General features: G+C 45.9%; 21 protein-coding genes and 9 pseudogenes. 5 read left to right on the top strand and 25 right to left on the bottom strand.

Translation table 11 applies throughout. The annotated features are described in order from the left end of the window. Positions 1–30: 30 nt before the first annotated feature. The 14 genes and pseudogenes from CW267_RS31325 to CW267_RS14760 all read right to left on the bottom strand — a co-directional run. Positions 31–235 (bottom strand): annotated as a pseudogene (locus CW267_RS31325) (hypothetical protein); the annotation flags it as partial. Positions 236–432: 197 nt separating this feature from the next. Further along, positions 433–1,464: pseudogene (locus tag CW267_RS14825) on the bottom strand (IS630 family transposase). A 407-nt stretch (positions 1,465–1,871) separates the two neighbouring features. Beyond that, positions 1,872–2,270 carry a hypothetical protein gene (locus CW267_RS14820; protein WP_133124651.1) on the bottom strand — a complete coding sequence of 133 codons (399 nt, stop codon included), beginning with the start codon at positions 2,268–2,270 and terminating at the stop codon, positions 1,872–1,874. A 277-nt stretch (positions 2,271–2,547) separates the two neighbouring features. Then, positions 2,548–2,934 (bottom strand): hypothetical protein, encoded by a 387-nt coding sequence (locus CW267_RS14815; RefSeq protein ID WP_100781655.1) that lies wholly within the window; start codon positions 2,932–2,934, stop codon positions 2,548–2,550. Between the two features lie 229 nt (positions 2,935–3,163). After that, positions 3,164–4,819, bottom strand: a complete 1,656-nt coding sequence (locus CW267_RS14810) for a putative bifunctional diguanylate cyclase/phosphodiesterase (RefSeq protein ID WP_100781656.1) — start codon at positions 4,817–4,819, stop codon at positions 3,164–3,166. A gap of 384 nt (positions 4,820–5,203) precedes the next feature. Next, a pseudogene (locus CW267_RS14805) lies at positions 5,204–6,278 on the bottom strand (integrase core domain-containing protein). 368 nt (positions 6,279–6,646) lie between these two features. Beyond that, positions 6,647–6,865, bottom strand: coding sequence for an HlyD family efflux transporter periplasmic adaptor subunit (locus tag CW267_RS30615; RefSeq protein ID WP_227521855.1), 219 nt, complete (start codon positions 6,863–6,865; stop codon positions 6,647–6,649). Then, entirely contained in the window at positions 6,822–7,193 is a 372-nt protein-coding gene (locus CW267_RS14795; protein ID WP_227521854.1) for a hypothetical protein, read from the bottom strand. The genes CW267_RS30615 and CW267_RS14795 overlap by 44 nt, the downstream gene beginning before the upstream one ends. Positions 7,194–7,521: 328 nt before the next feature. Next, positions 7,522–7,908 carry a hypothetical protein gene (locus CW267_RS14790; RefSeq protein WP_100781658.1) on the bottom strand — a complete coding sequence of 129 codons (387 nt, stop codon included), beginning with the start codon at positions 7,906–7,908 and terminating at the stop codon, positions 7,522–7,524. Between the two features lie 139 nt (positions 7,909–8,047). Next, positions 8,048–8,401, bottom strand: coding sequence for a hypothetical protein (locus tag CW267_RS14785; RefSeq protein ID WP_100781659.1), 354 nt, complete (start codon positions 8,399–8,401; stop codon positions 8,048–8,050). Positions 8,402–8,594: 193 nt separating this feature from the next. Then, a complete protein-coding gene (locus tag CW267_RS30070; RefSeq protein WP_133124652.1) occupies positions 8,595–9,374 on the bottom strand; it encodes a hypothetical protein in 780 nt (259 codons plus the stop codon). A 42-nt stretch (positions 9,375–9,416) separates the two neighbouring features. After that, the gene (locus CW267_RS14780; RefSeq protein WP_100781660.1) at positions 9,417–10,421 is read right to left on the bottom strand and encodes a hypothetical protein; all 1,005 of its coding nucleotides are present in this window, start codon (positions 10,419–10,421) and stop codon (positions 9,417–9,419) included. A 12-nt stretch (positions 10,422–10,433) separates the two neighbouring features. Then, positions 10,434–10,784, bottom strand: coding sequence for a helix-turn-helix domain-containing protein (locus tag CW267_RS14775; protein ID WP_032455384.1), 351 nt, complete (start codon positions 10,782–10,784; stop codon positions 10,434–10,436). A gap of 768 nt (positions 10,785–11,552) precedes the next feature. Then, positions 11,553–11,921: a winged helix-turn-helix transcriptional regulator gene (locus tag CW267_RS14760; protein ID WP_100781661.1), complete on the bottom strand. Its 369-nt coding sequence runs from the start codon at positions 11,919–11,921 to the stop codon at positions 11,553–11,555. A gap of 101 nt (positions 11,922–12,022) precedes the next feature. On the opposite strand from CW267_RS14760, the pseudogene CW267_RS14755 reads away from it, so the two are divergent. After that, positions 12,023–12,733 (top strand): annotated as a pseudogene (locus tag CW267_RS14755) (NADPH-dependent F420 reductase); the annotation flags it as partial. Here CW267_RS14755 and tnpA read toward each other — a convergent pair. Then, positions 12,729–12,962 (bottom strand): annotated as a pseudogene (gene tnpA / locus CW267_RS14750) (IS200/IS605 family transposase); the annotation flags it as partial. The pseudogenes CW267_RS14755 and tnpA sit on opposite strands and share 5 nt — an antisense overlap. Positions 12,963–12,997: 35 nt before the next feature. Between tnpA and CW267_RS14745 the strand changes: the two are divergent. Next, positions 12,998–13,210 (top strand): annotated as a pseudogene (locus CW267_RS14745) (helix-turn-helix domain-containing protein); the annotation flags it as partial. Between the two features lie 71 nt (positions 13,211–13,281). Continuing rightward, positions 13,282–13,782, top strand: a complete 501-nt coding sequence (locus CW267_RS14740; RefSeq protein ID WP_227521859.1) for a hypothetical protein — start codon at positions 13,282–13,284, stop codon at positions 13,780–13,782. A 110-nt stretch (positions 13,783–13,892) separates the two neighbouring features. On the opposite strand, the gene CW267_RS14735 is transcribed toward CW267_RS14740, so the two are convergent. Further along, positions 13,893–14,321 (bottom strand): hypothetical protein, encoded by a 429-nt coding sequence (locus CW267_RS14735; protein ID WP_227521852.1) that lies wholly within the window; start codon positions 14,319–14,321, stop codon positions 13,893–13,895. 256 nt (positions 14,322–14,577) lie between these two features. On the opposite strand from CW267_RS14735, the gene CW267_RS14730 reads away from it, so the two are divergent. After that, a complete protein-coding gene (locus CW267_RS14730) occupies positions 14,578–14,820 on the top strand; it encodes a hypothetical protein (protein ID WP_004144071.1) in 243 nt (80 codons plus the stop codon). Positions 14,821–15,305: 485 nt separating this feature from the next. Here the strand turns inward: CW267_RS14730 and CW267_RS31315 are convergent, their stop codons facing one another. The 9 genes and pseudogenes from CW267_RS31315 to CW267_RS14695 all read right to left on the bottom strand — a co-directional run bounded on the left by CW267_RS31315 (position 15,306) and on the right by CW267_RS14695 (position 20,677). Next, the gene (locus tag CW267_RS31315; protein WP_227521858.1) at positions 15,306–15,602 is read right to left on the bottom strand and encodes an HNH endonuclease; all 297 of its coding nucleotides are present in this window, start codon (positions 15,600–15,602) and stop codon (positions 15,306–15,308) included. A gap of 66 nt (positions 15,603–15,668) precedes the next feature. Then, positions 15,669–15,938: a group II intron maturase-specific domain-containing protein gene (locus CW267_RS31310; protein WP_227521851.1), complete on the bottom strand. Its 270-nt coding sequence runs from the start codon at positions 15,936–15,938 to the stop codon at positions 15,669–15,671. Positions 15,939–16,120: 182 nt separating this feature from the next. Next, positions 16,121–17,346 (bottom strand): IS3 family transposase gene (locus tag CW267_RS14720; RefSeq protein WP_165454839.1). Its coding sequence is split into 2 segments (ribosomal slippage): positions 16,121–17,004 and positions 17,004–17,346, totalling 1,227 coding nucleotides; the frame shifts between segments, so codons are not numbered across the junction. Positions 17,347–17,392: 46 nt separating this feature from the next. Then, positions 17,393–18,295, bottom strand: a pseudogene (locus CW267_RS14715) (reverse transcriptase domain-containing protein); the annotation flags it as partial. 419 nt (positions 18,296–18,714) lie between these two features. Beyond that, a pseudogene (locus CW267_RS31305) lies at positions 18,715–18,951 on the bottom strand (hypothetical protein); the annotation flags it as partial. Then, positions 18,876–19,031: pseudogene (locus CW267_RS14710) on the bottom strand (type I toxin-antitoxin system Hok family toxin); the annotation flags it as partial. The pseudogenes CW267_RS31305 and CW267_RS14710, both read right to left, overlap by 76 nt. A gap of 344 nt (positions 19,032–19,375) precedes the next feature. Further along, on the bottom strand, positions 19,376–19,861 hold the full coding sequence (locus CW267_RS14705) for a GNAT family N-acetyltransferase (RefSeq protein WP_101148636.1): 486 nt from the start codon (positions 19,859–19,861) through the stop codon (positions 19,376–19,378). Further along, positions 19,849–20,115: a DUF1778 domain-containing protein gene (locus CW267_RS14700; protein WP_003026799.1), complete on the bottom strand. Its 267-nt coding sequence runs from the start codon at positions 20,113–20,115 to the stop codon at positions 19,849–19,851. Before CW267_RS14700 ends, CW267_RS14705 begins: the two co-directional genes overlap by 13 nt. Before the next feature lie 133 nt (positions 20,116–20,248). Beyond that, on the bottom strand, positions 20,249–20,677 hold the full coding sequence (locus tag CW267_RS14695; RefSeq protein WP_004901287.1) for a GFA family protein: 429 nt from the start codon (positions 20,675–20,677) through the stop codon (positions 20,249–20,251). Positions 20,678–20,857: 180 nt separating this feature from the next. On the opposite strand from CW267_RS14695, the gene CW267_RS14690 reads away from it, so the two are divergent. Beyond that, positions 20,858–21,132 (top strand): helix-turn-helix domain-containing protein (locus CW267_RS14690; protein ID WP_133124742.1); only part of this gene is annotated, 275 nt, incomplete at its 3' end.

Raw genomic sequence — 21,132 nt, 5'->3', positions numbered from 1 at the left:
TCTTCAATGTCCTGATATAGCTTAAGTTACTTGCTTAATTGACATTTCAGCGATTTCAATCTCAGCACCATTTTTGCGACCTACACTTTTTGTGTAGGTCTCCCCATCAAGTTCATCAATGATTTTCTCAATGAACTTGTTATTTGCGTACAGGCGGCTCCCCGCACTGCTTGCGAGCCTGATTGACCATATCCAAAAGAGGAAAAGAGTTAACGTTGGATAACAAATGGATGATATCTGTCCAATCATATCCACTACGGCAGAAACCAGGAGTAATCCAATGCATACAAGGGGTTATGATTGATAAAAACATCACACCCAAACTAACTGATGTAAATTGATGAAATATGCATTGAATAAAAAGCAACTGGTTGAAAAGGTAACTCTTTGCATGAGCACCATAGATCGCCTAAATAGCTGCGCCTAATACCGCTACACTTTTGCCAGACCATGTTTCCCTCCGGGGAATGGGCTGGCTGTTTCCATAAAATGGCGAACCTTTTTCAGTAACTGCCACATTGAGCGGCACTGGTGATTACGGGTTATCGTGTCATGAAGCGCCTGCCATAACCGCTCAACGTGGTTCACCCACGGCGAGTAAACCGGTTGGTAAATTACCCTGAATTTGGGATTTGCTTTCAACCAGCGCTGTGTTTCACGGCTTTTATGGATAATATAGTTATCCACGATGAGCGTGATGGTTTTTGCCCGTCGGTATGTGGCTTTAAGGTGCTTCAGCAGGCTGATGAACAGCACCGAACTTTTGCTGTTGCCGCCCACATAGCTGACTTTGCCCGTTCCGCTGTGCAATGCTCCGGCCAGATAGTATTTTTCGTTCTGCCCCGGCGTCACAACCCGTTTTTGCTGCCCGCGTAACTGCCAGTCTGCGCCGATTTTGGGGTTGAGATGGATATCCACTTCATCCTCATAAAAAACCGGGTGTTCTGCGCTGCATTCGCCCAGTGCTTTATGGATTGCAGCCATTTTTTCATCCTTATGAGGATCGCGGATACACAACGTTGGTGCGGCTCTGCCCCATACCAGTCCGGCAGAGGGCAGCCAGCGACGCACAGTCCCGGCATGCAACTGGAACCCGGTTATCTCATTGATTTTTATCGCCAGTAATTCGGTGCTCCAGCGTGAACGCTGATAACCAAAATCACAGGGAGAATGTTTTATCAGTTCACGTAACAAGGTACAGATATGCTAAAAAGGCCAGCGTCGGGAACGTCCTGCGGGCAAGGATTTCAGGCCTTCAACACCTGATACAGTGAACCAGCCAATCCAGCGCCCAACGGATGAACGGGCACAACAGAGTGTTCTGGCAACATCGCTGATCCGTTCACCCCGATGAAGCATCAGCATGGCCGTGAGTCTGCGGGCATGATTTTTATCGCGTGTTTTATGGATAGCTTTCTGCATCAGGCGTCGTTCGTCACGAGGTATTGGTGCTATGATCGGCATCGCTCAGTCCGGTTGGTGATTTGTTTTGATTTGGCGATTGATCAGATCGCACAATCCGGGCTGAGTTCCCTATAAGTGATCTACTATTCTGCGCAGCTATTTAGATAGCTGCATACTAGACCTATATTTTCCATACTGGAGTGAAACTAGCATGCTAACACTCCCCAACACCGGCTAGTTTAGTATGCCAATGTTTAAGTCATATGTAGCATTTATGGACGTAGTATGGAGGAACATTGGCCTATTGTGATAAAACATATTTCATCTCAGGCGCTTTAGAATGTATCTCTCTGACTTTTGAAAATGGTCACTACAAGGGGGGACATTTAGGATTGATTTGTTGTGACAGGATGTTTACACCCTGAAAAGAATCAGGGGATAATGCTCTTCGATTCTGGACGATAACTTCAATCGTTATTTAATGAAAATCTTAGTGCTACAGCAGCGAGGTCAGAAAGATAAGTTTCATCAAATACCGCATTTTGCATAGCTTCGATAGCAGATTTGTAATATTTTTGGCAGGCATAATCATACTGATTAGCAATTCTTTCTATTAAGTCAGATGTTATACTTTTCCGCTGTAGTTTATCAGAGTTGATAATTTCAATAGCAGTATTAATTTTGGCTAATTCTTGCGCCATAGACTGAAGCAACAGAGAAGAAATATTCTTTGGTAGATAACGTTCACCTGAAAGAAAACGGCGGAAGGTTTTTAGATCTACTTTCATTTCTCGAGATAAAGGTGATTTCCACCGATTTCCGTATACGACTTGACCAACTTTCTGGATTTTTTCTCTAGGATCCATACTATTTTCCTACTATATCTGTTAGATATCTAAAAGTATAACCTTTTTTTAAATCATATCTACCTGATTTATGAATTAGAATGTGGTAAGCTGAAATAAGTCGATATGGTTAGTTCCCCCAGATGAATGTAAATAGCATTGTTTTACTTTGATAAACCGTGTGCGTAAGTCATCGCGGCTAATTTAGACGTGGAGACATCACAGCCCATATAAACATATGGACTTTTATTTAGTCATTCTCATTATGTGTATCTGATGATTCTGGAGTATCTCTGATCTATTTACGATAGAGACTTCCCTTACCTGCCCTGGCTCTATCCCAAAGTTCATCATCCGTCAGTGTTGTTTGAATAAGTTCAATGGGTACACCAGCGTCATTGATAACTGCCACGAAGTAATTATCAATCGGTTCATAGGGGCCGAGGATTACCTCTTCTCCACTGATGGCTGCTGTCAAGTTGTCAACTTTAAAAGCAACGTGAGGTATAGTTTTCAGTAGGGGGTGCAGTGGAGACTCGTCAGTAAAACGATGCCACTGGACTTTAAACTTTCCGGGATTATCGATCGTGAACATTCCAGCCTTCTCACTAAACATTCCCTCGCATTTCCTATCCTGTAACGGAATTCCAAAGTGATGAAACTCATAATGTAATTCTTTTTTCATTGCCATATTCCTGGATTAAAAAGTATCCTTAATTCTACAAGAATGAAGCTCAATGCAGATGCAACAGCAATCCACCTCTGTATGTATCCCGCATAATCGTGCCATTCATATTTAGACAGCATCCGGCATAATGAATCTACCAATCAAGGAGCGCGCTATGTGTAAGACCCGTTTTACTGAGCACCAGTTCATTGCCGTGGCTAAGTCGATTTAGGCAGAAAACATACAGCTACTCCTTACGAGGCAAATGTCTGATATCAACTGGCAAACCGAACAGATAACCCTGAACCTCATGACATCCCTCTTCCTCCAGAATCCGCAATTGCCCGGTGGTTTCAATTCCTTCGGCGATGATCGGTGTATTAATCGAGTTAGCCAAGGAAATAATAGCTCGCACGAAAGAGCGTATCTGGGGATTAATTTCTACATCGGTTATAAAGCTGCGGTCAAGTTTTATGATATCAAAACTAAACTCACGTAGCATACTCAGCGACGAATAACCGGTACCGAAATCATCAAGCGCAATACTGATACCCATTTTCTGCAGATGATGCAGGACACTGTAGACCAGTTGCTTATTAGTAATAAAAGCAGTTTCTGTAACTTCAAACTCAAGCATACTTGCTGGGTATTCCGTCCGTTTCAGGATTTCTCTGACTTTTTCAGTTAATTTTCTGTGACGCAGTTGCACCGGTGAGATATTGACAGAGATTTTTTTGTCCAGTTTATTAACCTGCGATTCAGTACAGACTTGCTCCAGCACCCAGTAACCTAAAGGCACGATAGATCCGCTCTCCTCGGCAATCGGAATAAATATCTCTGGCGAAATCATACCTAACTGTGGATGATGCCATCTTAATAGCGCTTCGTACCCGGTCACATTAAGGTCTTTAATGCAGCGAATTTCCTGGTAGTGAATTGTAAACTGCCCTTTCCCGATGCCAGAGCGAATATCTGCCGCTAGCATGTTACGCAGGCGGGTTTTATTATCCATTTCCGGTTCATACCAGCAGATCTTATTATCGAGGCTGTTCTTAGCGCGGTACATAGCCAGATCGGAGTTGCCAAGCACGGTGTAAATATCCGCACCATCCCTGGGGTAAAGAGAAACTCCAACACTGGCCGAAACGGTAATGTCCGTGTCGGCGAAAACCTTTTTACCACTAAAGCAGTGCCAGAGTCGTTTGCTGAATGCCACTGCTTCACTTTCATGATCAAAAGGCTTAATCGCTACAAACTCATCGCCACCGAATCGGGCGACCATCTCTTCTTTCTGAAAGGTTTTAAGCACAGCGCTTGAAATGTGCTGTAATAGCTTATCACCAATAAGATGACCTTCCTGATCATTGATTTCCTTAAATTTATCTAGATCAAGAGTGAAAACGGCAAAGCTCCGAGCATCGTTGCTGACAATCAGCCTTTCAACATAAGCAAAGAACTCTCCCCGGTTGGGTAAACCGGTTAGGACATCATAGCGCGCCATCCACGCCATTCTGTCAGTAATCTCTTTTTGTTCACTGATATCACGAGTGATTTTAGCGTAACCTTGCAGATTACCTTGTTCATCACGGATCGCATCAATAAGCACATGTGCCCAGAAACGGGAGCCATCTTTGCGGTATCGCCAGCCTTCTCCCTCAAACTGACCGGTACGCAGTGCCATTTCCAGATTTTTTTTCGGGGCTGATGTGTGCTGCTCAGTCTCGCTATAAAAGATACCAAAATACCGACCGACAATCTCTTCGCTGAGATAGCCTTTCGCCCGACGGGCACCTTCATTCCAGCTGATAATTAAACCTTCAGCGTTCAACATGTAAATAGCATAATCTTTAACACTTTCAACAAAGTGTCGATATGCAATATCAGTTAGTTTATTGTCAGTTATGATAAATTGCTCTCTTTTGCTCGATCGTGGAAAAACGCTCCTGGTATACCAGAATCAAGTTACGTTAGAAACATACTTGACTACTCCCATTGACATAAGCATACACTGAAAATCAAAACTTCGTTGCAGTATATTTCCTAGGCAGAACACTTTGCCATTGCGGTAGTTGCTGGTCTAGTTGATCTGCAAGTTGATGATAAAATAAAGTACATGATTGAAGTAGTGTGCCTGAGCTAACCGATATGCCAGTTCAGTTACCAGCTGGCATTGACGATACGTACATGCTGTGACCGGCCCCCGGGATTAGATACAACCTTCAGTTAGTAATGTCGGTTGTGTGACCCTGACCCCGGATATGATCCAGTCGTAAAGGAATAACCGTCTTCATGTTGGCTGCATATTCTGCCAACCGGCAGACTTCTCAGCGAATTCGGATAGCGTCATCCAGCCCAGTGCAGAATGGGGACGCCTCTGGTTATAGTGTATGCGCCAGGTTTCGATTTTGCACTGTGCATCCTCCAGAGACATGAACCAGTTCTCGTTCAGACATTACTGTCTAAGCCTGCCATTGACCGGCTCCACTGTGGCATTGTCCATCGGTATTCGCGGCCGGGAAAAGTCTATGCGGATCCCCCGTTCATACACCCACTTGTCCAGCATTTTCCCTGCAAATTAAGAGTCGTTATCGGTTTTCATCTGAGCGCAATGGTGTTCAGCATCTCTGCGACCTCCGTTGAGCGCAGATTCTGGCCCACGCAGATCCCCAGACATTCGCGTGTAGAGATCAATGACTGTCAGCAGACGTAACCGATGCCCGTCAAATAAGGCGTCAGAGACAAAGACATTATTCGGATACAGCCCCTGAGGCTGGGGCTGTCGGCGCTATGCCGATTTATTCCGGCGTGGGCGTTTGAGACGCAGGGACAGCCCCTGCTCGCTGTAGAGTCGGTAAATGCGTTTATGATTATCCCGCCAGCCCCCCGCCTGAGCATGACGTGAGCCCTGCGGTAGCCATAGTGAACCCGGGTTTCGGTGATCTCCCTGATACGGAGCCGCAGCGCACTGTCGTCTGCTGCTACAGAACGGTAGCGGAAAGAGCTGCGGCTGACCCGTAGCGCAAAACAGACATGCCTCTCACTGGCTCCGTAGCGTGCCTGCAGGTCCCGGACCCATACGCGCAGACGCGCCAGCGTCAGTTCTTTTTTGCCAGCACATACTGCAGCATGGCCTTGTCGAGGCTCAGATCGGCAACCAGCTTTTTAAACCTGAGATTCTCTTCCTCAAGCTGCCGCATGTGTTTCAGCTCCGAAGGAGAAATCCCGCCGTATTTCTTGCGCCATATATAGAACGTGGCATCAGAAATGCCCAGCTTACGGCAGACCTCCGGCACGGACGTCCCCAGTTCAGCCGGCTTCAGGGCATAGGCAATCTGCTCTTCGGTGAATCGTGATTTTTTCATCGGCACCACCTCCGTTCAGTGAGCGTAGATCATGCCGGCATTCTGTTTCTTAGTGGCGCAGGATTTCAGGTCAGGGTCAATCAAAACCACATTGTACAACCCAGTTCAATTGCTGACCGGGATTGATTGCGATATCCATTAACGACTCCTCAATATCGAGTAAAAATACATTATGCTCAGTCATAAAAGCTCACCACCGCATTCTGTCCGACTCGGGTTGATGGTTGTTTATCAAATGCCAGAATGCATTCTACAACCCGTCCCTGGCTCTGCTGGGCATTCTCTTGCAATTGGCTTGCCGCAAAGGTGGAGCTGATGCGGATGACGTGCGCTGGGGGTAAATCCACCCGTTCGCTGTCATTATCAATTTACACCTTGGCCTGCATACCGACTTTCACCCCCGCTAAATAACTTTCATTTAACTCAGCTCTAATAATGAGCGGTTTAATAGGTAAAAAGAGTGCGGCTGGCTGCCCGCTGGGAATAAATGTTCCGGGCTGATCGTTTAATTTCACGATAGAGCCAGCAAAGGGGGCTTGCAGATCAAGCTGTGCTCCACGTGCTGTCAGTCGGGCTACCTTCTTCATTGAAACCAATGTCAAAGAGCCTGCATGTCCCTTTTTTGCGTTCTTCAGGTACCGCTTCATGGGCACCAATTTTATCCTCCAGCATTTTGGAAATTACGCATAGATGATAAACCCCTGCCTGAGCGGAGTAGCGCCACACTTTGCCAGGCGCAACATCCTTACGGGTATGTTCCCGGTCATCCCAGGGAAGCATGGCTCCTGCGCCTACTTTGTAAACCGGGTTGAGTTTGTCCCGGGCATTTTCCTTATCAATATCCTGAGGGGTTAATGCTTCAATGGCTTCCCAGAAGAGGAACACATTTTCGGTTTTTATTGATGATTCATTCACGTAAACCTCACTGTTCTGTCTGTTCCTGACGTCGTGACTCCCGGTAACACACTACGAAGACGGTCTGCTTACCCGGCCGGGAGAAGAAAACGTCAGCTCCCTGAATTTACCGGGCAGAACTGCCGGGGTGCTGTGTCGATGGCCGAGGAAAAAAGTAACTTTCCGGACCTGTGCAGCGCATAAACAATGACTGTTTTTCATAGCCAGTCAGCGATAACAACTGTGTATCCCACGGATACACTATGTTCTATGGCCTGTAAAGCCCCCTTTTTGAGATGAGTCCATAAAGTTTCCTTTCGTTTAAGCCGGTGTTAGTGGATAGATATTATTAATAACTTGAGCAATATACTGATGTGCCAACTTGATGACAGTTGGTTTGTACGGGGGTATTCTGCTGCATGATTTGACCAGCCGCTATCATTCTTTCCCCCATGCCCTTATCGTGATAAATATTGGTCGCACCATACTGAACAACAAAACCGTTATTTAGTAACACTTGATAGTCCGCTTTATCCCATGACCAGTCGGACATGAATCGATTCGAATAGGTTAACAGTTCAGCTGTACCTTGTGTTTGCACACCATCAGGAGACCCCAGCTTGTTAATCACATCTGTACGACTCATACCTTGTCTGATTTTAGAAAATTTCTCTCCCGTTACACAGGAAGTTAGTACAAAAGTGACAAAACACAGTATGATAGTACGAATGAACATAACATTTTCCTCTTTATGATTTTGTTTAAAATATGTGGCATTAGTTGATTTTATTCGTTAACGTTCATCTTATGCTGCTTACCATTTTATGGGATCAAGCTGCTATAAAATTAGATTATATTTATGGAGTTGTTATTGTTTATTGTTTATTGTTTGCATCTTTAAGTGTCTTCTTAAAGTAAGGGTGTATCTTTATTGCAAGAAGCATTGATAGCGCTGGGGATAAAATACAGGCAATTAAACCAGTAAGTAGACTTGCCCCCAAAAACATCATGAGTCCGTGAGGGAATCCTACAATACTAAAAACGATCAAGAAAGTTCCTCCCCAGCGGCTTGCTTTCTCAATAAGCCAGTAAATGGCTATATTAACAGGCTTGAAAAATATTCTTGCGTAGTCAGTGTAATGATCAGCTCCTAAACTGTACTCAGCAGGTAACATGAAACCGCGAAATAAAACATTCAAAGAAAACACTATAATTCCAGCAACAAGCATTTTATTCCCTATTCTATGTCAATATATTAATTCTGAGCGGTTGTCATATCGCCCATGTTTCTTCAAGGTCGCTTATTTCTTCTAATAAGCTTTCGTCCACTATTTTAGTAAAATGTACTTGTCAGTGCCTCCCCTACGAATTTATCCCGCTGCCATAGAACCTGTTCCAGTAGTCGGGATCTTTCTCCGCTTTCTACGCATGCCAGGGTATTGAGGAATATCGTTCTTTTAAGTGTAGCGCCCCGGCGCCTGCCGCTCTAACTCGTGGACAGGAACTCCAAGCGCGTAGCATTCCATCAGTAAGGGGCTGGCCTTCACCTGTGCGGAAGGTTCGGGTTGTGAAGTCGTATCTGACATTATCTATCTCCGGCAGAGTGTTTTTCACTGAGCACAATGATGCTTCTATCATTGAACTGATATTGTAAATATTATTTCCTGATCGCCATTTTAAAGGTGGTATTCCTAGCATATTTTCACCGCTGAGCTGGCGTTCATGCGGCTCAATATGTTCGGTGCCACCATGTTTGATCGCTGAAGACAGCATCGCCTCAGTACGTCTTCGTATCGCGATATCAGATAGCCCTGCTGGATCGCCAATAAATATTCGCCCGGTATTCAGAGCATAATCGGCTACTGCCTGATATGCAGCGGAACCAAACTCTCCCTCCATCAATTGACTAACATCAAACCACACAATTTCTGGTTTACGGTAAATGTATATATTGACATCGTTTTTGATGGTAACGCGAACAAGCTCAACACCATCAGGATTACAGTTATCATCTAAGCATTCTTCTGTGAAGTTGATAGTTCCCCATGGATATATCAAGTCAAATGTACGTTGCAATGAGTGAATTCCTGTGGCTTTCGGATGTTGAAACAATGTATTCATTGCCGATAATTCAATGATAAATTCAGCGGCAAATTCATATCCGTGGCGATCGGAATTTCTTACTTTATTTTCTGTCATCATCAATAAGTTTGTAATCGAATGATAAACTTATTCATGAATGAATCATAATTTACCATTGCGTACGACCTCATCACTTTGACGGATAAGAATAGTGTCATTTTCATTTGCAAAAACATTCTCTCTTTGTTTTTTACCTGATAAAAACCGTATGCTTTTTATTTTTTTTAGAATGACTGAGCCAGTTAGTCCCTTTGTGTTTTCCTCGTAGCATTTAAACCACGGCAGCTTATTCTTTTTGTAATCTCTGCTGGTTATGGGGGGGCGGGGCATGGGATAACCAGTTAGTTTGTGCCAGTCAGATGCATTAATCAAATGGATAAAACAGCGTGAACTATTATTTGTATCCCACGCTGCAGGTCCAAATACATCCTCTTTAATTTTCTGAGCAATTCGGCCACCAGCTCCCATTCCCATCAGACAGTAAAGGTCATTGTATTCTGGCTCCAGATAGTTCTTGCGTCGTTGCTTTCGTTTTGCCTCTCGTTCTTCTCTTTCTCTTTTAGCCTTCTGAATGGTATCATATACGGATGCTTTCATCGGCCAGGCGATAATCTGTAATCCGCCAACTTCTGCAGATCCTGTGACTTGCTCTTCTACTGTATAACCTGATTGTAAAGGTACAGAGGTAAATTGCCGTACTGTACCCTGGCCGTCATTAAAGCCATCCAGCCAATATTGACGTGATAAATCGATGAAGTCTTGAGGTTGATGAGATAATTCATTATGCCATGGTAATCCCGTGATGGCATTAATTTTTCCTGTAGCAATCTTCATAGCTATAGGATAATCACTGCTGAAGTTAATCCACATGGACTCTGAATTATATATTGGCATGACTACACCGCCTTTTTTGAGCATACAGGCGGGAATTTTTTCAGCGTAGTTATCTATATGATCCAACTGAAACCTTCCAAGCCCTGCAGGTAATGGATATATGCGGTCATTGTCTGGTACACGTAATGTTCGCTGAAATGAGACTGTTCCAGAGGCCTTCGGGTGCACTTCCGGAAATGAGATAACCAACTGATTCTGATGAAGTTCAATCACAATTCTCTCCTTTTACCATTCACCATCTGTCACCTCACGAACGATACGCAATACAGCTGCTTCAGGTGCGTCTTTTAACTGTCTTAACAACTGGGAAAAAAGCAGCGGACGTGAGCAGATAATTTCCTGTAAATCCGACGATATTTTCCCTGACATGGCTAGGACGACGTCAGGATCCAGTTGTAGTTCATGTGCAATTTTTTTCAGTGTAGCTTCTGAGGGAGGCGCGGTTTCTCCACGTTCGATCTTGCTGAGATATGCCGGTTCGATTCCTACACGCAGAGCAACCTGACGCAAAGAAAATGATTTGCTGTGTAAGCGCAGAAATTCACGCTGTTCTCTGAGTACGGTTCCTATGTTCATAGGTGTGTACTATATACTACACACAACACATCATCAATTATTAATTATGAATAAAATGTTCAGTGCGTTCACTTCAGGTCTGTTGCAATCCATCTTTGTGATTGAACACATAACTACCAAGCAACCGATTTTAAGGCTGAAGTGACCTGCACCCGGTGAGAGTTAAAAGGTTCCTACCATCGGGGACAGCGTGATGTGTTCCGTCGCTGGTACAGACACGATAGCCCTGGCCTGTGCGGCCTGAATCTGAATTTCCAACAGCGGATGGACGAAGCCGCAGATACGGCGGACGACCCAACCGCCGTGGGGCTGGAGATGGCGCGGCTGATACGCACGGAGCTTGCCCCTTCGGCAATTTCCAGTTCGCCAATGCCGGAGGCTTCAACCAGAGCGATCAATTTTTCAAAGCTGGCAATATCCATAATTTTCGGGTTCCGCAGAAATAGGAAATGATGTACCCGATTGCGCAATCAGCGGTGATGCAGTTATAGCTGAGCTGGTAGGCGATATTTCATAGGAAGCTCAGGTGGTGGGATAAGAAAATATGAGGGTCAAACTGGTTACGGACGTACCTCTTGCTATCTGGATTATCATCTGAAGTAGAGGATCGCCTGTAAAACGGAAAGTCTCAAACGGTAAGGACGTTTTTTAACAAAGCGAAGCTGACAGGCTGCTTTAAGCGAACAGCGAACGTCGGTTTTCACGAAACAAGTTTCGCACATCATTTCGGGAAATATAAACAATCCGGGATATACCGGCCTGATAATCTCAACCAGACTCAAGGCCAAGAGTTTCCCGACGCAGTAGGGCCCATTCAATCAATGCCGCCATAGATGGACCCAGTGCTGTTCCTAGTTCCGTGAGGGAATATTCAACACGAGGCGGGACTTCAGGATAAAGCGTCCGTAGTACAATCCCATCCTTTTCCAGTTGCTTAAGCTGCTGTATGAGCATCTTTTGATTTACACCCTCTATCCTACGTTCAAGCTCAGAAAAGCGCAGTGGAACTTTAGCGGCGAAAGGCTGGCATAAAATTATTGTCTTCCATTTACCTTCAATAATCTTCAGTGCTTCGCTGGTAACCTGCGTCCATACGAGTCGTTGTTCAGGTTCATCACAACGCCAATCTCTTTCCATACTTACCTCCAGGTAAGCAACCCACTATCTTGTAGGTTCTTGTTGTTATCACAGTATGGGATTAGTGTACCCCCTATTGCATACAACTTCAGGAGTTAACTATGAAAATCGGCGTAATTGGTACAGGCAATATTGGCGGTACGCTTGCACGTAAGTTAAGCGAAGCTGGGCATGAGGTAAAAGTGGCAAATTCACGCGGTTTAGACGCTGTAAGGAAATTTGCCAGTGAAATTAACGCAGTGCCGGCGGACATTCATGGTGTAGTTACTGACATAGATGCCGTTATTCTGTCAATTCCATTCCCGGCGGTGAGTAGTCTGCCTGATGGGCTTTTCTCGGGTTTACCTCCACATGTCCCTGTCATTGACACGAGCAACTATTATCCAGGTCTGCGTGATCCGCAGATTGCTGCGCTGGATGAAGGTCAGACGGAAAGTGAATGGGTTCAGGAGCAGATTGGGCATCCAGTTATCAAAGCCTTCAACAATATACTCGCCGACTCTCTGGCAGGACTGGGACTACCTGAAGGAAGCCGCGGTCGCCTGGCAGTTGCAGTAGCAGGAGATCATCCAGCCGCAGTACAGGTCACGATGACTCTGGTTAATGATACCGGCTTTGACCCCGTATTTTCCGGCTCTATCGCTGAATCATGGCGTCAGCAGCCGTGCACACCATCCTATTGTTGTGACTGGGAGGCTGCCACCATGCTTCGCGCTTTCCCTCTGGCGAAAAAGGGAGAAGGACGGGCCCGTCTGCCTTCACTTTATGCCAGCTTCGGTAAGCTGGGTGAGACACCGACTCATGAAGATATTCGACCAGCATGTGAACATGATCGGCTTCTCCGTCACATTCTTTCAGTACAGCACCGAAATCACCGCAAACTTCACCTGCATACTGATTTACTTTTTCCAGATGTAACTCACCGAAAACTTTACGGCGGTACTTAGTCACAAAAACAATGTGAACATGTAATAAATAGGCAGAATGACGACTTCTGTTTATTTCCTGCACCTGTTGACTCCGTGATGTGCATATGGTTATTTATACAGGTCATCTCAATACACACTGAGTGCAAAATGCTAATCCAGAAAGCGTATAAATACAGACTCAACCCGACAGATGCACAGGCGCAACGACTGCGTCAGATGTGCGGCTGCGCCCGTTTTGTCTGGAATTACGCCCTGGCAGAGACGCAGCGTATTCTTGAGGCCGGACAAAAACTCCCTTCCGCCTTTGACCTGAATAAAATGCTGACAGGATGGAAGAAATTACCTGACCTGGCGTTTTTATCTTTTTGGGATTATTACAGACGATGTCTACATTAAAGGCACTGTTAGATTTTTAAAGGATGGTCTAATTGATGGATTTAAAAATAATGAAACCAACAGAAGCATATACAATGCTTATGGAGAACGTAGCTTCAGTGTTAGATTGCCGAGAACAGGGCATACAATCTGGTGTCTTGCTAGAGGATATGGAAGACCTGGAAGCAATCAATTGGTTGAATTCTTTAACATTATGGCATGGTGGATACGATAGAGTTTTCTCACCTGGCATCTTTAACGGTTTTCTTGTTGAATACTGTAAGCCCGAGTATGCCATCGGCCTTCAACACTTTTACCCTCAACTCGCAGCGCGAGAAGGGATTGAATTAACTAATGAAATATGGGACTCATCAATCGATATTCTAATAAACATTTATGATTATGCTTTAAGAACTCGCGAATTAGATGGTAAACAGCATTGGGGCGTAGTCTTCAGAGATGACTATTTGCAGCAATGGGATAATGCATTCCTGAATAAGAGAAGACCAGGTCTTATAATACCAAATTTCTTAAAAAAATGGTTGAGGCTAAGCTAATCGTCCAAAAGTTAGTTACGAAATTTGTTGGTACTAAATTTCTTACTTTACGATGAGCGATAAAGGGAACCGCATGGCTCCCCCATCAGCAACTGGCAATGTTTGTCCAGTCAGACAGACACCAGCGTTTTAATTTCTTCCACACCAAACGCTTTGCACTTCATTTGCGTTTTCTGCCCAACAGTTTCAGGTGCTTTCCACATGCCGTATAATTTGTCTTTCTCTGCCATAAATTTTGCGCCTTGCAACTCGCATGACGGAGCCTGTTTTTTATCATTCCATGTGGCATTTACAACGAACGTCAAGACCTTACCCGCCTTTAATTCTGTCGGCATATCGTAGGAGAAGGAGACAGTCGACGCGTGTTGGCTGTTATCCGCAACCGTCATCGATGAGGTATCTACCCCGGCAGTTTTGAGCTCATTGATAGCTGCCTCGCGGCTTGCACCGCTACTTTCCTGCTCTTCTATCTGTTGCTGAATCCACCCTTTATCACTGGATGTAAGCGAGGATGCATGGCTGTTGTTGCTGCTCATCATCCAGTACATAAGTGCAAGAGTTGTCCAGTCTGTCCCACTTCGCTCACGTTCACGAATGACAGTGCGTACGTTATCCGGAGCCGCCTGACGCAGGTTACTATAATCCCGCCCGGAGGTTCCCGGGATGTGCTGAGTTGGCGCGATTGACGACGATTTTTCGGAGGTTGGACTTGATGCAGGTAGAAGCGCTTAACAACATGTCAGGTAATGGTACTACCCAAAACTGATATCACTCATAAGGAAAAGGAGATTCACTATGCCCGTTAAACCGGATCTCATGGCTTCCTCAAAGCCCCATACAGGAGCTCAGCGTAAAGAAAAGAGAGATATCGCCGGCAAGCATTTATCTGAGTGTATCGCTGTGCTGGAGGAACTGGTAGACACATATGACCCTGATACCGAGGGTCCATTCAGTGCATGCCATCCTCGCACAGGTGCCGCGAGCATGAAGCGACAGCTTGAGAACATCCTCAAAGCGCTGAAAACAGCAAAAGTTTGATTTGATACAACGACAATTGGAAATGCTCCATTGTTTTTGTTTAGCTGTAAAAGCTGGCTTTCAACGAAACTGTCAGACAGTCCAACCCCTCTTGATGAAGAAGATTTCGCGATATAGAAGGTGTTCCTGAACTGGACTATTTCAGACTGGTGACCAGGTATGACCGGTAATACTCTGTGTTAAACTGGTTTGCGATTCATTTCCTCCCTGTGTAGATAGATGAGTGTCTTTGCCCGCCGATCGTGCGGGCTTTTTTATTTTCCTGTCTACAGGAAAAAGGGGCTACCAGCGCACTGGTAACCCCTTCATAAAGCGCTTCAGGCATGTCCAGACAGTTCAGCCCCTGTATGGCGGAGGTTGCCCTCCGCCGGGGTTGGCTACTTAGCGGATGTCGGGTAGCAGCAGCACATTACTGTACCACCGCCCCCTAAGAACGGTACGTGCGAGTTTCCCCGCATACCGCTCAAGCCTTTGAAAGTCCTCATTCAACTGGGACCGGCGTCATTACTGTGTAGTTGCCGATGGCAATTTGGATGCAGCAGGACTAAGTTTTCCAGATTGTCACTTCCGCCAAGAGATTTCTTGAGGATATGATGTATGTTCCACCCAGTCTTTCGAGTTATGGGTTGTTCACACAAAGGACAGTACGATCCTTGTTTCCTCCATATTACGAGGATTTTCTTCTGACCCTGTCGGGATTCTCTCCAAGAGTAATCTAATCTCTTTTCAAAATACTCTTCCCATTCGGTATCAAACGGATTTGCCGCCCCTTTGATTTTCACATGATGGAAAATGTGCACAGCTCCGGCTCGCTGGAGAACATATTTTCGTCCATCCGAGTCGATACCTTAGAACATCCCGTTCCGCATTTTGATAGTCGTATGGTACTTACGAAATACCCATCGGCGGCTCTTGCCTGGATGCCTTCTTGCACACCATTGCCATATTTTTCGCCAGATCTGGTGATCAACATTGTTGAATGTACTGGCCGATGCCACATGTCGATGATAGTTTGCCCACCCCCTAATTAGAGGGTTTAGCTTATAGATCAACAGCCATGCGGGGACGGTTTTATTTTCATCAATAGTATTTCTGACCTTTGCGAGAAAGGATTTCACGTTTTTCTTCGCAGGTCTGATAATAAGCTTATTATCAAAGCGTCGAATGTGTTGCCCAAGAAAATCAAACCCATCTGTTATATGTGTGATAACGGTTTTCTCTTTCGATAGTGTCAGTCCCCTCTTTAGGAGGAATGAAGTCACGAAAGGGAGTGGAGTTGCCCCCGCTAAATCGGACACGGTTAATTTATAGCTAGTAATGAGCTTCTGTATTCTCTCGGTGACTGCATTTTCAGTCCTTTATGGGGATGCCAGTTATTATAGTCTTCCATCCATTCTGTCAGTTTTTCCATTACGGTCACCGCATCCGGCAGGTCATTCACATACACGTAGTCACGCTTGAACGTTTTCACGAACGATTCAGCCATCCCATTGCTCTCCGGGCTACGCACTGGCGTCGTACACACGATGAACCCGAGTGAGGCAGCGAACGTCCTTGTCGCGTCCGCTATGTAGCAACTGCCGTTATCGGTCAGCCACTCAACGGCGTGTGGCAGGTAAAGCGTATTTCCAAAGCGCTTTTCTACACTCTCTGTCAGCAGATCCTGCACCATAACGCTGTTTATACCGCCTGTTGTGGCCGACCAACTGATGGCTTCACGATCACAGCAGTCAAGGCTGAACACCACCCGCACGACTTCCCGATTCCAGCAGCGGATTTCGAAGCCATCTGAGCACCAGCGCGTATCCGACTTAAGTGTCACGACGCTGCCGGTATGGCAGCGTTCTGGCTTTTTATGGCCAGATTTTGCCAGTAACAGGTTATTCGCCTGCATGATCCGATAAATACGTTTGGGGTTAACTCGCCAGTTATGTTCCTTCAGCGCACGATTGAGGTGCGCAGTCACGCGACGATAGCCGTTTGTTGCCCGCTCGCTGCATATCTGGCGGATAAGCGGTAACAGTCGGGCGTCATCGTCTTTGCTGTAGCGGGCTGACCGGTGCTGGCGTTTATCCAGTAACCGGTCATACAGATTCGAACGCGATACACAGAGCACTTCTGCTATTCGGATGAGGGGATATCGTCCGGTGGCAGCAATGGCATGCGCGATATCAACTTTTTTGCCTGGGCTATCTCAAGCGCGTCGCGAAGGATTTCGGCTTCCATCGTTTTGCGTCCCAGCATCTGTTCAAGCTGTTTGACTTTTTTCTCCAGCGCTTTGAGCTCGGAGACGCTGACCACCTCGTCGCCTGCGGCGATCGCAGACTTGCCACCCTCGTTCATGAGTCGTTTCCACTTAAAAAGAAGACTGGGAGTGATGCCATATTGCCGGGCAACGAGTGAGACGGTGTAGCCGGGCTGCATGGCGAGCGCTACAAAACGGGCTTTCTCTTCGGGAGTATAACGGCGGCGCTTTTGCTCGCCAGTGATCACTTCGATTCTTTGCACAGGACACTCCTTAAACATAGCTCTATGCCTATGTCTTACTGGTGAAGTGTCCGGTTTAAACGGGGGCTATTACAGGGAGCACCTCATTTTCCAAGATTTCTTTTGAACATCCAGATATGATGAAGTCATCAGCATAGCGAACCAGATGAACTTGGTTCTTCCATGATTTCTTCGAACGTTTCTTCCCAAAGCGAGTCTGAAGTTCGCCCTCCAGCCCATCCAGAGCCATATTCGCCAGCACAGGGGATATAATCCCTCCCTGTGGCGTTCCGGAGAACGTTTCGCTAAAAGAGCCTTTCTCGATGATTCCGGCTTTCAACCATTTTCGAAGTATATGCTTGTCCATAGGGATATGTTCAAGCAGCCAATCATGATTGATGTGATCGAAACAACCTTTAATGTCGCCTTCCAGTACCCATTTCGATGCATATCGGGAACTGTACATATTGCATACCTGTTGAATGGCATCAGCCGTGCATCGCGCGGGTCTGAAACCGTAACTGTTGTGGTCTGCAAGTGTCTCCGATACGGGTTCGAGTCCGGATAAGTGTAAGGCCTGCATTGCCCTGTCCAGCATTACAGGAATTCCTAATGGCCTCGTTTTGCCATTAGATTTTGGTATATGAACTCTCTTGAGTGGTCGGGATTTATACCCCTTCCTTTCGAGTTTAAACACCGCTGCCCATTTTGCTTCTGGGGTATTCCATATTTGTCCATCGACTCCGGGTGTATTACGCCCGTTGTTTTCAGTAACTCTTTTCACTGCCAGAGCTTTGGCACTGAAAGAGCGAACCAGCAATCGCTGCAATCGACTGACCGCGCGCCACTGTTGATCACTTGCTGCCTTCGCGATCCTCGTCTGTATGGTCTTAACGTGTCGGTGAGCTCGTTTCCAGTTAATGGAATGCCATCCGACGCCGTTGATGGCCGCAGTTACGCTATTCGTCGTAATTTCCTTACCTGCCATCCCTGAAGACCTTCTCAGATGTCACACGAACAAAGACCCGATGGAAGTCTGCCCGGTTTCCCGTGAGGCAAATTTTGAACCTCTATCCACACGATTACAGTATGGCATTCGCTTTCTCCATCCTCCTTTACCTGCATCTACATCAGGTTATCTTACGATTTCCCTGCCCATAGGGCATAAATACAGGCTTACCAAGTTCCGAACAACATACACATGAACGGGTTAGATTCTGTCTATCCGCCGGGGGAGTTATAGCCCATGCATTCCTACTACGAACAGGAATCACCATACCCCTTACCTTTTGGTGCAAGCCTGACAGCATCTTTGGCTTGTTTTATGTCACGACGTTTAAAACGACAGTTCACTATGTTAATCATACCGTTCAGCCTAGCGCCTTCGCCGCACGATGCTAGCAGCGATCAGTTCCTCTCACGATTTACTGAAGCAATATTTACTAAGCTACATTGTTCCAAGGGCTCCAGACAGAGCCGTTGCCAGCTTTGCCTGCCTCGGTAGGCTACAACTAATGGGATAGTTGGTTTTGTATAAATATCTATCAAAACAATATGTTGGACGACTTCTTGTCGCACTCGTAGGCCATAAAAGCCGCCACCTCCCTGGTTGTGTCCCTGTACCGGATTTCGCAGAGCGATTTTCTGGTCAGGTAGGTGAATGCCAGTAGTGTGAGACACACTATTAATACACACCATAACAGGTTACTAGGTGGCAGTTTCATAGCCTTTTTCTCCTTGCCTTACGGCAGCTAAGAGGCTACTCTGTTGGTGTCTAGTCAAGCAGATGGCCTCGTGTGGTGTACTGACCCCAAAAAGTTGGACAGATTAACCGAGGCATCAGAGAAAGAGTCCATTTAATACATGGGCTCTTTTTTGTTCCCTATAATGCTAAATAATCAATTTCGCAGCTGTATTATCCATTCCACAGCATTCCTACTGCACGTGCATTCTTGTCTAGCCAATAACTCGTTCACCATCTTCTCACATGAAGTATGTCTATTGAACTAACCGCATGCGCACTATTTAATTATTGCTCATAAAGTTCCGAACAAAAGGTCCTTTCGCATTACTGAGGGAGTCTGAGGAACAGTGTCCGCGGCTGAGTTTGTGATGGTTTGAAACCATGGTGAATGTAGAAATTTTTGGCTTCTTCTGTGAGCGCATGAACCATGATTGCACGTACACCTATATTCTCGGCAACCCGATAGCAACGAAGTACTGCATCATGAAGTAAATCAGCGCCAAGCCCTTTTCCGCGCAATGAGACATCTACCGCCAGGCGAGCGAGTATAATCACCGGTATAGGATCTGGCATGTTACGCCGAAGACTGCCTGTAGCTTCCGTATGGTTAACGCTACCGGTGGCCAAAGAGTAAAAACCAGCTACTTGCTTCGTACCCTTCTTGCAAACAACGAACGTTCGGGCAGCGCCAAGAGCTTGTTTTTTTAAACCTCTCTGTTTTAGCCATTCATCGAGGACGGTCTCTCCACTGACGAACTCAGCCAGCTGATGAGCGCTGGATAACGGCTCGGGCGCGGTTATACGTCCCACTGAGGTTTCCTTGCCAGTAGTTTATTAATGGCGGGCTCATCCTCGACTGGTGCATCGAGCATATCGATGAACTCTGCATACTGTTCGTCGTTAAAATTGAAAACACGGCGATCAAGGATCACATTCTCCGCTGCCTTGCAGGCCATCTCCAGGATAAAGTCGGTTCGCGATTTATGAAGGATCTCTGCAGCGGCATCGATGAGTGCTCTCTGAGACTCTTTAGCTCTTAGGTTGAGTTGAACATCTGATTTCATACACACCTCTCTTGTATAGCATTTGCTTTACAAAAATAGCACAACCACCACGTATAGCAAATGCTATACGTAAAATCATCGTTTTTTATATTTTTTTGAATACTGATGTCCGCTTTGTGCTGGGTGCGGACGCTCAGGAATTGAGTTTCAGGCACTTTAAAAGCGAGGCAAGCGACTCGACAGGTCCAGCGTGGCCACTAGGTGAGCGGGTTTCATCCCAGGGCATTGCATCATCAGTGCAGAAGTCTCCTGCACATTCCATGTCAAGACGTTCGTCAATTAAACCAACAGGAACCCAGACATAAGGTACGTCTCGCAGACTGTTAGGCACAGTTGAGCCACATACATTGCAAAAATCTGTACGGTACCCCGTTGGCTTAGACCATGAAGCAACGCAGTTTTTCCCCTTTATCCAGCGAAACTCACTGTCTTTCACTAGTGTGGCGAGATTGTAACCCACGCCGCTCTGCTTTCTGCAAAGCGAGCAATGACAACGATAAAACACTGCTGGTTTATGAGTAAGTTCAAATTCAATTGTTCCACACAAACAAGATCCATTCATTTCAAAACCATTCCTGCAAGGCCTAAGAGATTTTATGAAACATTACCATCTTTTTAGTACTGAATAGGAGTGCTCTTTTTGGTAACTCAAAATCAGCTATCAGTCGGTGTGAATATCCGCTCATCGCTGTGAGTTCAATGGGTCGATGCAACGCTATCCTTAATCAAGGGGGACGTTGCCATGAAACGAAGAACTCGGATTAACTACACGCCAGAGCAGAAAGCAATTATCTGGGACAGATATAAGCAAGGTGATTCTCTGCATGATATCGCCAGAATGTTCGACAGATATCATTCTTCCATTATGCCCACTATCCACCAGACTGGCGGCTACCGTCCTCCCGTGCGAAAACGGCACCGATTAGCGCTTTCGCTTGATGAAAGAGAGGAGATATCCAGAGGGCTGGTAGCAAAACTCAGTATCAGGGACATTGCCGCCAAATTATCAAGAGCGCC

The sequence above is a fragment of the Klebsiella sp. X1-16S-Nf21 genome (assembly GCF_002837615.1).
GTDB classification, from domain to species: Bacteria; Pseudomonadota; Gammaproteobacteria; order Enterobacterales; family Enterobacteriaceae; genus Klebsiella; species Klebsiella variicola.
Note: the sequence above shows the minus strand (reverse complement) of the source record. Positions and strands in the feature narration are given on the sequence as shown.

Bases quoted from the DNA above. Each gene is read 5' to 3' on its own strand.
- CW267_RS14820 (WP_133124651.1), bottom strand. From the start codon at position 2,270: ATGGATCCTAGAGAAAAAATCCAGAAAGTTGGTCAAGTCGTATACGGA.
- CW267_RS14815 (WP_100781655.1), bottom strand. From the start codon at position 2,934: ATGAAAAAAGAATTACATTATGAGTTTCATCACTTTGGAATTCCGTTA.
- CW267_RS30615 (WP_227521855.1), bottom strand. From the start codon at position 6,865: ATGAAGAAGGTAGCCCGACTGACAGCACGTGGAGCACAGCTTGATCTG.
- CW267_RS14790 (WP_100781658.1), bottom strand. From the start codon at position 7,908: ATGTTCATTCGTACTATCATACTGTGTTTTGTCACTTTTGTACTAACT.
- CW267_RS14785 (WP_100781659.1), bottom strand. From the start codon at position 8,401: ATGCTTGTTGCTGGAATTATAGTGTTTTCTTTGAATGTTTTATTTCGC.
- CW267_RS30070 (WP_133124652.1), bottom strand. From the start codon at position 9,374: ATGATGACAGAAAATAAAGTAAGAAATTCCGATCGCCACGGATATGAA.
- CW267_RS14775 (WP_032455384.1), bottom strand. From the start codon at position 10,784: ATGAACATAGGAACCGTACTCAGAGAACAGCGTGAATTTCTGCGCTTA.
- CW267_RS14760 (WP_100781661.1), bottom strand. From the start codon at position 11,921: ATGGAAAGAGATTGGCGTTGTGATGAACCTGAACAACGACTCGTATGG.
- CW267_RS14740 (WP_227521859.1), top strand. From the start codon at position 13,282: ATGGATTTAAAAATAATGAAACCAACAGAAGCATATACAATGCTTATG.
- CW267_RS14735 (WP_227521852.1), bottom strand. From the start codon at position 14,321: ATGATGAGCAGCAACAACAGCCATGCATCCTCGCTTACATCCAGTGAT.
- CW267_RS14730 (WP_004144071.1), top strand. From the start codon at position 14,578: ATGCCCGTTAAACCGGATCTCATGGCTTCCTCAAAGCCCCATACAGGA.
- CW267_RS14700 (WP_003026799.1), bottom strand. From the start codon at position 20,115: ATGAAATCAGATGTTCAACTCAACCTAAGAGCTAAAGAGTCTCAGAGA.
- CW267_RS14695 (WP_004901287.1), bottom strand. From the start codon at position 20,677: ATGAATGGATCTTGTTTGTGTGGAACAATTGAATTTGAACTTACTCAT.